The 10,311-nt window shown below is 41.3% G+C and carries 12 protein-coding genes and 2 pseudogenes; 1 reads left to right on the top strand and 13 read right to left on the bottom strand.

Features of this window, described 5'->3' with window-relative positions; translation table 11 throughout:
- The 13 genes and pseudogenes from ACNPNW_RS04680 to ACNPNW_RS04620 form a co-directional block, all read right to left on the bottom strand.
- Positions 1–307 (bottom strand): reverse transcriptase N-terminal domain-containing protein (locus tag ACNPNW_RS04680; RefSeq protein ID WP_448766431.1); only part of this gene is annotated, 307 nt, incomplete at its 3' end.
- Positions 308–882: 575 nt separating this feature from the next.
- Positions 883–2,241, bottom strand: a pseudogene (locus ACNPNW_RS04675) (IS66-like element ISAba25 family transposase); the annotation flags it as partial.
- Between the two features lie 74 nt (positions 2,242–2,315).
- Positions 2,316–2,651, bottom strand: a complete 336-nt coding sequence (gene tnpB / locus ACNPNW_RS04670) for an IS66 family insertion sequence element accessory protein TnpB (RefSeq protein WP_000618091.1) — start codon at positions 2,649–2,651, stop codon at positions 2,316–2,318.
- On the bottom strand, positions 2,648–3,031 hold the full coding sequence (locus ACNPNW_RS04665) for a transposase (protein WP_001055585.1): 384 nt from the start codon (positions 3,029–3,031) through the stop codon (positions 2,648–2,650). The genes tnpB and ACNPNW_RS04665 overlap by 4 nt, the downstream gene beginning before the upstream one ends.
- Positions 3,032–3,113: 82 nt before the next feature.
- A complete protein-coding gene (locus ACNPNW_RS04660; protein ID WP_448766607.1) occupies positions 3,114–3,308 on the bottom strand; it encodes a hypothetical protein in 195 nt (64 codons plus the stop codon).
- 110 nt (positions 3,309–3,418) lie between these two features.
- Complete coding sequence (locus tag ACNPNW_RS04655; RefSeq protein ID WP_005005912.1) at positions 3,419–3,832, bottom strand: hypothetical protein; 414 nt, start codon at positions 3,830–3,832, stop codon at positions 3,419–3,421.
- Between the two features lie 167 nt (positions 3,833–3,999).
- Positions 4,000–4,575 carry a hypothetical protein gene (locus ACNPNW_RS04650; protein ID WP_448766606.1) on the bottom strand — a complete coding sequence of 192 codons (576 nt, stop codon included), beginning with the start codon at positions 4,573–4,575 and terminating at the stop codon, positions 4,000–4,002.
- A gap of 10 nt (positions 4,576–4,585) precedes the next feature.
- Positions 4,586–5,467 (bottom strand): hypothetical protein, encoded by an 882-nt coding sequence (locus ACNPNW_RS04645; protein ID WP_024160794.1) that lies wholly within the window; start codon positions 5,465–5,467, stop codon positions 4,586–4,588.
- 5 nt (positions 5,468–5,472) lie between these two features.
- The gene (locus ACNPNW_RS04640) at positions 5,473–6,996 is read right to left on the bottom strand and encodes a DotG/IcmE/VirB10 family type IV secretion system protein (RefSeq protein ID WP_448766605.1); all 1,524 of its coding nucleotides are present in this window, start codon (positions 6,994–6,996) and stop codon (positions 5,473–5,475) included.
- 21 nt (positions 6,997–7,017) lie between these two features.
- On the bottom strand, positions 7,018–7,965 hold the full coding sequence (locus tag ACNPNW_RS04635; RefSeq protein ID WP_005005900.1) for a DotH/IcmK family type IV secretion protein: 948 nt from the start codon (positions 7,963–7,965) through the stop codon (positions 7,018–7,020).
- A gap of 13 nt (positions 7,966–7,978) precedes the next feature.
- Positions 7,979–8,662 carry a DotI/IcmL family type IV secretion protein gene (locus ACNPNW_RS04630; RefSeq protein WP_005005897.1) on the bottom strand — a complete coding sequence of 228 codons (684 nt, stop codon included), beginning with the start codon at positions 8,660–8,662 and terminating at the stop codon, positions 7,979–7,981.
- Positions 8,663–8,672: 10 nt separating this feature from the next.
- Entirely contained in the window at positions 8,673–8,960 is a 288-nt protein-coding gene (locus ACNPNW_RS04625; RefSeq protein WP_032055042.1) for a hypothetical protein, read from the bottom strand.
- On the bottom strand, positions 8,961–10,025 hold the full coding sequence (locus ACNPNW_RS04620; protein WP_448766604.1) for a hypothetical protein: 1,065 nt from the start codon (positions 10,023–10,025) through the stop codon (positions 8,961–8,963).
- An 80-nt stretch (positions 10,026–10,105) separates the two neighbouring features.
- Between ACNPNW_RS04620 and ACNPNW_RS04615 the strand changes: the two are divergent.
- A pseudogene (locus ACNPNW_RS04615) lies at positions 10,106–10,311 on the top strand (helix-turn-helix domain-containing protein); the annotation flags it as partial.

The following is a 10,311-nucleotide window of genomic DNA, read 5'->3' as shown; positions in this document are numbered from 1 at the left end:
GCGTGTAACCTCGCCTCTTCAACGACATCATCGCACCGGTCTTGGCCTTGGGTGTATTCCAAGTCACCTTGTCGACCCCAGCCGTGTTTTTGCCTTTGTTTTCAGACACTCGTTTTACGGCCAATGCTTTGCCACTAAACGAGTGAGTCAGCAGCCATTGCAAAGCTTTCGCCTTGTTATGCCTGCCGTCTTGTACCGCCTTCACAATACGCGCTTGCAGCCCTCTGACATGACGCTGTACAGCAATCCAATCGATGCTGTCCCACGATGTGCTGGAAGGTGCACACGCTGATACTGCTGCATTCATTTGCTCTCCCTCCATTAAAAGGGTTCTACACACTCTCTTGTGATGAGAGACCATAAGGACGTCAGCCCGCTTTCGCGTGGGGTAATGTTTCAACCTCTATCCAACCCATTACAGACTGGCATTCGCTTTTTCCTCGTTCCTTCGCCCGCATCACCATGGGCAGTTTTTGCAAACTGCTTTCCCAATGGGGGTAATACGGGATTTCCACGTTCCGCTTACTGAAGTACATCGGCTTAGGTGCCTGCTATCGACCGGGAGGCGTATGGGTCACGAATGCGTAGTAGAAAGACGCGATTCCCACCTCCATTACCGTTTTGGTTCGAGCGTATTAGCCATTTCCGCTCGTTCAATTTAACGATCGTTGCGCAGATTCACATGTGTTCACCATACCGATTATCTAGCCCTTGTCCGGCTATGGCTGCCAGAAGAGTACGCCTCTCACGATTGATACCCCGCACCTTACGGTGCCTCGTTACATTGTCGAAGGCGCTCTTTATTCAGCCTTCTAGATTCACCCGGTGACACGGGTGGTTCCCGCAGGGGGAACAACTTCATTAAGCGACTTCGTGTCGCACCTCTACCCAATTGTTGCATATCGGTAGATTGCCATCATCCAGATAGCGGCTTAAGGCTGGCCAACGCTTCAGAGTGTAATTGATAGCCTTGGCGGTGGGAGAACTCGATGGCACTGTCAGATGATGTTGGTTGAGCCATTCATATAGTTGTTGCATCACTGGTTGACTATGCTGTTGTCGGTATTCGCGGCGGTCTTCCGCTGTACCATCGGTCTTTTTCCTGAGTTCTGCTTCTATCGCATACAGTTTCTGAATCAGCACTAAGGCCTGTTCAGCAACCTGACTTTTCCCAGTTACATGCAGTTCATGGAATTTACGACGTGCATGGGCCATGCACCCCACCTCAATCACCTGGCCTGATTTAAAACGTGCTTTATAACCACTGTAATCATCACAGACTAGATAGCCCTGCCAGCCTTTCAAGAACTCTTCAGCATGCTGGCCTGAACGACTATCCTGAAAGTCATAGATCACCGCCTGAACTGGATTATACTGTGTGGTGGCATAGGCCCAGACATAACCTTTCTTCGGTTTTTTATTATTCTCACCCATCCGCATGATGGTGACCGGTGTTTCATCTGCATGCAGCACCCGCTGTTGCAGCACCACCTCTTTTAAGGCATTGGCCAGAGGTTCCAGTTCTACACCGCAGCGACCTATCCAGTCAGATAAAGTGGATCTGGACAGATCAATGCCAGCCCGCTGATAGATCAGGCGCTGACGGTACAGCGGCAAATGATCGGCATACTTCGATACCAGCACATGGCTGAGCAATTCAGGTGAAGCAATGCCTTTATCAATCACATAGGCGGGCATCGCTTGCTGAGTTAGAGTGTCACACTGATCACAGACCCATTTACCACGCACATGCTGTTCCTTATAGAACTGTGCCGGTCTGAAATGCAGTTTTTCACTGACATCTTCGCCGATACGACGGAGTTGGCAGCCACAAGCACATTGGGTTGATGCAGGTTCATGCTCAATACGGATGGTGTGTAGATGATCTGGCAGTGGTCGACGTTTAGGTTTATTGGTTTTGGCTTTCTGTGTCGCTGCATTGGTTTTATCTGCATTTAGCCGTTCCAGTTCTAGATCAACCGCGGCAATATCTTCTTCAACCGCTTCATCCCACAGATGGATTTGTTTTGCCGTTAAGTGTTCATTCTTTTGGGCGAATTTATGCTTTTTAAACAGCGCCAGTTCATGCTCGTATTTTTGATTGAGAATAGAAAGATGTTGAACTTTGGCATCCAATTGTTGGTTTGATTGTGCTAGAGACTGATGCTGCAGCGCCAACTGCCTGGTGAATTCCAGCAGTTGTTCATGGGTCAGTTGGCTTAAGTCAGGCAGCGTATTCATGACCGCAGTATGCCTGAGGTCATGAGAAGAATGAAATAGAACGTTTGGAGAATAGCAGAATGGTCGAGCCTGGTTTAAAGCATCGTCACCACCTGCTGTCGTCCAATGCGCTGCCAGGGCAAACCTTGGATCAGTGCCTGTAACTGTTCCGGGCTGAGGGCCACGGTTTCACCTTGGTGAACTTGAGCCCAGTGAAATTTGCCCTGTTCCAGCCGCCGGGCACACAGCCAGATGCCCAATCCATCATGTACCAGCACTTTCATGCGATGGCCACGTTTATTACAGAACAGGTAAGCACAATGCGGTTTGATGTAGCCAAAGGCTCTCACCACCTGAGCCATGGTCGTATCCATACCTGCACGCATGTCCATGGGCTGAGTAGACAACCAGATTTCATCAATGCGGATCATGTTGCAAGTGCCTTGAGTAATTCTGCCAAGGCAGGTATTTCTGATGTCTGCCATTTTAGCTGAATATCATTATTCGTATGAGGCACGGTGATACACAACGTGATCCTCTCATCAATAGGTTGGCTGATTGCAGCAGTGTAAGGCAAAGCAATAAATGCTGGATTCACATGAGTAGGATCCTGCACGGCACCCTCATGATGGCTGAAGATCCTGATCCAACGACTGACAAGGTTGGCATTAATACTATGTTGCAGTGCGACCGAAGCGATCGAGGTATTAGGATTTTTGCAGGCATTGACAATACTGAGTTTGAATTCTTTGCTGTATTTTCGGCGTTTTTTAGCAACAGGAGGTGTTGCTGAATATATATCCATGTTCATGGATTAAGTCCCCACTTGTTTTTAGGTGGGAACTAAATTAAGGCTTATAGGATCGCTTGGTAAGGCTGTGTTAGCCGGATGCTTACTGTGGCTCTAAAAAGTATTCGTCATAGAAATCACAAAAATAGCATTTAGCTGGTTGTGAAGACATTATTTGCTTTATTGTCTCATTGGTTTTAAAACCATCATGGATAGTTTTATCTTGACGTATCTCTTGCTTGTCGTTTACGCCGTTAATAGGTCTTAAAATACCAAACTTACGGTTTATATGTTTCACTTAAACCCCTTAATACTATTAAGTAAGGTCTAATTAAAACATGTATATACTATTTTTAAAATAAAAAAAGCGCAGCCTAAGCCACGCTTTTAAACTTATTTATTATTATATTACGCTTTACCAGTAATAGTGTTCGCAGCAGAGAACATGATGAAGCCTACGATTGATAACGCACCACCTACAATAATACAGATCCAAGCAGTTTTCTTTTTCTTTTGTTGATCTTCTTCTGATGTATACATCATATACAAACCAGTACCAACTAAGCCTAAACCAAGCACCATGAACACTACGATTAAGAATTTATAAACGTTTTGACCTAATGTTTCACCACGGCCTAAGATTTCATTCGCATCAGAACCAGCAGCGTGTTTTCCGTAAGCTGAACCACCCGGGTTCCATGTGCCAGTGTTTGCATATGCAACTTGACCCATTAATGCAGAAACAAAAGCTAAAAACATTACTTTTGCGCGGAATGCAGTCGCTTTTACAGTGCGAACTGAGTGTTTTACTAATGATACCATTGTCACTTTCCTTTTATTTAATATACGGGAGCTAATCTCCGCACTGTAATTAAACATTCTTAAAACCCTATTGCTTTAAGTTGCTTAATTTTAAACTTCTCGTTAAATATCTTCAATATCTTATACAAGGTTTTTAAGAAACTCTCACCCTATTTTAAGAAGATTGTTTAAAATATTGTAAAAAAGGTACCTCCTATTTGTGTTCCAAAGGTATTAACAAAGGCATTGTGTACGTCCTGAACGTATACGCATAATACACCTGTTATAATTAAAACCCATGCTTTGCGGTATGTCGCATTGCCTTGAGCATCAATTTTCTCTACAAAACCATATAAGCCACGAGCTACCGCTATAATCCCTACCAGTTGCGTAAAACCTACAACCGCCGTAACGATATATGCACCTAAATCATTAGCACCAGCATCAGGCAAGTAACTTTGTACCGTTACAAGTTCTATGCCATTACCACCAAACAATGAAGAACCTAGTGCACCAATGATATATCCGTCATATCCAAGTGATGCAAAAGCACCACCGATAAGAATCTTCAACAATGCCCCACCATTGGTAGGCTCTTTCATTCCATGACCAAAGAACTTTTGTTGAGGTGATGATGCTTGCACTAAGTCAAAAAGCGCCGTGCCAGTAATCACCAACCCCGTTACAACAAAGCAAATGCGTATAAAGCTTAGTAGTGGACCGTATATGTTTAATATCGCTTTAACTATATCTAATGCATCCACGCTATTTTCCTTATTTCACCCAAATGGCTTGTTCGTTTTCGTCAACAGCATAGACCGTGCGATTGTCTGGCATCTTCTGACCTACATAGACTGTATATGTATGGTTTTGAGAATCTGTCATCCAAGCGCGATCGCCTACAACCGCAAAAGCATCCAAGCGTTTTGCACCTTTTGGAATTGATAAGGTTTTAGATCCCGATGTACTTAAAGCCTTTTGCTTAGTCTGGTCTTTAGCTATTTTGATTAAACTAGTCTTTAATTCCTTAATTGCCTGTTCTTGCAATTCAACAAGGTTTTTAAGATCGTCATTTTCAGCTTTCAGTTGTTCATTTTTGATTATGGTTTCTGATTGAGCAACTGCAGTTTGTTCGCCGTTTTGTACTTGCCCATGCGCTTGCTCTTTTTCTTTCAAACGTTGTAATAAAATAAGTGCATTCGTACCCTGACTTTGATAGAAGTTAACTGCCTCTATTCCTAGATCAGAATCAATCGGATACGACATGGATTTGTACATAATCATGTATTGACCAGTGGTAGGATCTTTAAACACAATATTTTCATCAACAATGAACGCCGTATCATCAGCAATACTATTGTCCTTTAAAGGTTGTTGATTTTGGTTGTATGTTGCTTGTGTTTGTTGAATGCCTTGACCAACAGTATCAATGGATTCTGGTGTTTGTTCTGGAGCAACTGCCGTGCTGACGTCTTTTGGTTTACTCATTTGTATCCAAAAGAAAGTACCAATCATAATTAAGGCAATAACACCAATAACAATAAGAAGTTTTGGAGGAATACCACCCTTCGCACTACCTTCGCCTTTTTGGGGTTTGCCTTCAGCATCTTTTAGATTTTTCTTTGCCTGTTCAGCAGTCATTTGATTATCAGACATTTCGCTTACCCCTTATTTTTCGGTGTTGTTACGTCAGCATCAAAAAAGACTTCAAATACTTTTCCGCTGTTAACGATATACGTAGTTGGTCGAACTGTTGATGTACGTGCCATGTTCGCCATTTCCGTACCAACGTTACCAATGATGTTCCCGGCAATTTCTTTATCGTTTGGCTCTTCCTTCGTGCTTACAACATTGCCAGTATTTGTGATTTGGGTTGTACCAATGTTTTGATAGGCTTGTCCGTAACCCTCAAAGATTCCAGCAGTAACCATACCGCCAAGCTTTTGCAAAGTGTGTTTTTGGACTTTATCAGCCATGCCCGATTGTTTTGTTCCAAGAGTTAAAGCTCGTACTTGGATTGCATACTCTTCGCCCTTAAACAACATACGGGTAAAGTTAAATTCAATATCCGCAGTATTCAGACCAACAGTACCAATAAGTTTTGCGCCGTTAAATTTACCGCCAATAACAGTAGCAAATAGGTTTTTACCTTTATCAGTATTCACACCTGTATCTAAACGCGCTTTCATTGTTGTACCAGCTTTAATGATTGCTAGTCCTTTAGTAGATTCGCTAGTCGTTTTCGCAACGTTCAAGCTTCCAAGGTTTTGTTGCCCTTCCGATGCTTTAGTGTTGTGTGAATATTTATATGTTGAATATCCGTTGACCTTGTTCTTTGTATTAGAAAACGCAGCAAGTTGATCAACAAAAGCAGTTTGACTTAATTCACGCGTTGCAACATTACGTTCTGCATTAGCAGCTGCTTGTTGGCTATATACACTAGCAACATCATTAGCAGCAGATGAAGCATGTTCATATTGTTGCGCGTAGTTAGTTTGATAAATCGGTGCGTTTTGATTAGCACCGTTTTGTGCTTGTGGTTGTTGTGGTAGACCACCGCTAGTTGGTTGAGGTAATGCGCCACCATTAGCACCACCTTGATTTGCCATATTAGCTCTGGCCATCTGGTCAAGTTCAAGCGTAATGTTTGGTGTACCACCTTTTGCAGAACCGTTTACAGGTTGCCCATTTGGACCTGTAATAAAATTCTGATCGTTCAGGTCGCCGTTTGGATCTTGTGTTGCAACTGTTTTAAATTCGGGTAAATAGCTTTCACCATTTTTGCCAGCTTGAGCAGCTTCTTCAGCTTGTTTTTGACGTTCATATTCTACGTATTCAGGAGGGATAACATTTGTACCCTGTCCTTGGATTTCTGGTGTAGCAATAGCAACCTGATTATCTAAAGCTAGTTGGTCACTTTTCCCCATTGGGTTAAACATAAAAAAGCCTAAACCACCAACTACTACCAAACCAATAATTGCAACAACGCGAAAGCGCGTATCTGCAAAAACACGTTTTTTGTTAGCAGTTTTAATACTTGTATTTTTCAGTTTTTTAGGTTGGTCTTCTTCTGAATGAACTTGGTTTGCAGAAATAATAGTTTCATCGGTAGTACCTACTTCAGTGCTACGACTAGAATTCTCTTCAATGTCATTCGGGTTATTTTGTTGGTTCGTTGAATCCATTTTTACTTCTCACTTAATGACTTAAAATGCGTCTTCGAGGTAAACAGTTTTAGGTGTACCGCCAGTCGTTGAAAATGTGATGTATTTCAGATCTTCAGAATCTTCATAACGGAAGATCTTCATACCGTTGTTAGCGCGGAAAGAACTCAAAAAGGCTGGTTGAATAACACCAAAGTTACTACGCACATATATATAGCCACCAAACTTCCAAGCACGGACATTAGGACTATCGGTTCGCATTTCGACAGCACCTTCAGGCGCCAAGCCATCCATAAATTGCAAACTCACACCATCTGGAATAATCGATGTTTGATTGCCTGTTGAATACATAGCTTTGGCTGTTGGGCTTCGACCAGGTATACGTGCGTCTACACGAACATCTAAATCACGTTGGCCAGTAGCTAACATCAAAATTACTGGAGCACCCAATCCCTTTAATGTGACCGTTACGTTTCCGAAAGCAGCTGGATCTAATGGTTCGATTGAAAGGATGTTAGTTTCAGGGATTTCATCTGGCTCTTTTTCGTTTTGCTCACCCAAACCATCTGAGAAACGTCCACGGTCCAAAGAAATCTTTTCAATGTTCCATGGATTTCCTGAAGAATCGGTAAAGACAATAGTAGATAGCATGCCAGCGCTTAAACGAATTACTGGCGGTTCCTCACCAGGGTTTAATGAAATACCCAAACTACGGGTTTTCGCTTGTGGCGTATTTACATAAGGACTAGAAAGGCTTCGTTTTTGTTGCAACAAAAGTCCTTTAACTATTTTTGTTTGCTCAGGTGTGAACTGCAAACCAACAAGGTTGTGAACCTGTCTGTCAATTTCCGATGCTGTATCAACTACCTCAGGTGCAACCAAAGGAGATTGAGCATCCGCAAAAGTATTCGGGGGCATATCAGCAGCATTAACTATTGTAGTTAATGCAGTAGAAGCAAAAAGAGCCAAAGATAATTTTTTCAATTTCATAAGTTTCATCCAATTAACGCGCTGGAGTTAACGTAATTGTCTTAACAGCAATACCGTTGTAGTTCAGATAAGAACGTGGATGCTCAACAATAGTAACTGTCGCAATGAAGCGGTGAGTCTCTTTAGGTTGTTTGTCACCTAAAAAGAATTGAGTAGTGATAGGAACACGAACAGTCCAACTAGGTTCTGCAGCATGTAAATCACGGTTTTCGATTTGTGGAACATCAGTAGCAGTAGTTCGCATCGTTAGGTTGTTTTGTACGATTGTGCCAACTGTTTGTGATTGAGCGATTTGCTTCATCAATGAATCTTTACCGCCCTCAGTGAAATACATTGAACCAGCATTGTTAATAACGTCACGCCAGTTCAAGAAATCAAAGTTGTAGACAGAAAGTATTGCACTCTTACCGAATTCAGAAATAACAACGTCAGTAACGCGAGGGTTTTTTGATGCTTCGATTGGACAGATAACCGAGTTATCTACTGTTTGAACAGCTTTAACTTTAGGGTATGCATTAAAGGCAGCAAAAATAATCATCGCAAGAACAGCACTCACGATAAAAGCGAAAAACACGAAAACAAGCCATCGTCTTAACTTTGCAATCTCCTTATCTTTTTCATCCACCTGTTTTCTTAGCCAAAGACTAGGATCACAAGAACCTATTTCAGCGTTTTCATTAGATTTGTCTTTAGACACAACAGCACTCCTATTTCGCTGGCTGATATATAACAGATGGAATTGGACGATCTGATTTAGAGCTAAGCACACACTTAACTGGTGTGCCGTCATCAAAAACCATAGATTCGAAATCTGTTGTGGTGAGTTTAAAAGCCACAAAACTAAGCGTTGTTAAAACGGTTAAAATGCACAATGAGGCAAACGTACCAACCAACACTCTTAAAAGCCTTGCGTATTTTCTTTTACCTATTATTGATACTTCAGCGTAAGGAGAGCCCCATGTTGAAGTAGTCAAATTAGTTTTAGAGTTATCCATTTAGTCAATCACTAAACCCGACTTTAATTCGTCCTTATAATAGTCGGTATTAAACTCATTTGCTATATTAAGATCAAAATAATAAAAGGTATCTAGGTTATTAGCTAAAAGTGTTTTAACAAATTCATGGCTACCATTAACGTTTTCAATAGAATCTAAAGTAGGCTTTATACTAAAACCACTATGGCCTCTCCACTTTCGCCCATAAAAGTTAGAAGCAGTATCTTTACCAGCATGTCCAAAAGCACCAGCTATCACAAACTTATCAATACCCTTTACCTTAGCATTTGCAATACATTGATGCCTTGTACTGTATAAAGTAGGTCGTTGATCTTCATTAGTTAAAACCTTGCCTCTAAGTTTAAAGTAATTGATATAACTTAAACGTAAACGCTCTTGCAGTATTTTAATAAAAGTCTGTTTTTCATCCCATCCAAAGGTATAGCCACTACTTTTATTTAAACTAGATACCTTTCTCACATACCTATTTAGCAAGTTCCAGTAAAGGTATATCTTTTCTTGATCTTCATGTTTAAGGTCATCAAGTATTAAATACCTTTTAAGTCCATTAGCCCGACCATGTGTAGCCTTGCCATTTTCCACAATCATGATCAGTTTTGGTCCTTTTACTGCACAACAGAATGAAACGGAAAACCACTCAACAGGACGCAATCCAACAACAAGATTGGCATCAACAAAAGCAACCATCATCCGATCAAACTCACTAACCCTAGTGTTACTCTCGTTCTTATGTTCGAATTCTCTTACCAAGTAGTTGTAAAACGTGCGTTCAAAGTACTTTGTTTTCAGCTCAGAAGTACGCTTAGGTTTGTCCTTGTTAGCTGTATATTTTGTGTTAATGATTCTTAAATATAGTTCTTCTAAAAAATATTCATCAAAACCAGCATCTATATCTTCATCATTAATAGAGCCATTATTTAGCTCATTAAGCTTTAGACCGATTCCATATACTAAATATGCACGATATGTTCTAAATGTAGATTCCGCATAATATCCATTTTCAGATTTAGTTTTAAATTCAGAATATATGTTTTCATATAACATTTTTAAATCTAGCTCTGAACTAAGTTGACAAAAATAACTAATCATGCGAAAAAGTTTTTTTAGTTAACAGATGTTCACACATGCCTCGAATTGTTTCTGTACCACTTAGTTTAGAACAGCGAGAACGACTCATTTTTCTGGCCAAGCATGCAAAACATTGGCGTGAAAGACAACGTGCCCAAACTATTCTCTGGCTTTCTGAAGGTAAAAGTGTTGCGGAAGTTGCCACTCTACAAGAACGTATCCCAGAAACCATAAGGCTACAACGCCGACGTTGGGAATTGTA

The sequence above is a fragment of the Acinetobacter endophylla genome (assembly GCF_053543775.1).
The sequence above is the reverse complement of the archived record's forward strand: the minus strand, read 5'-3'. Positions and strand labels throughout refer to the sequence as shown.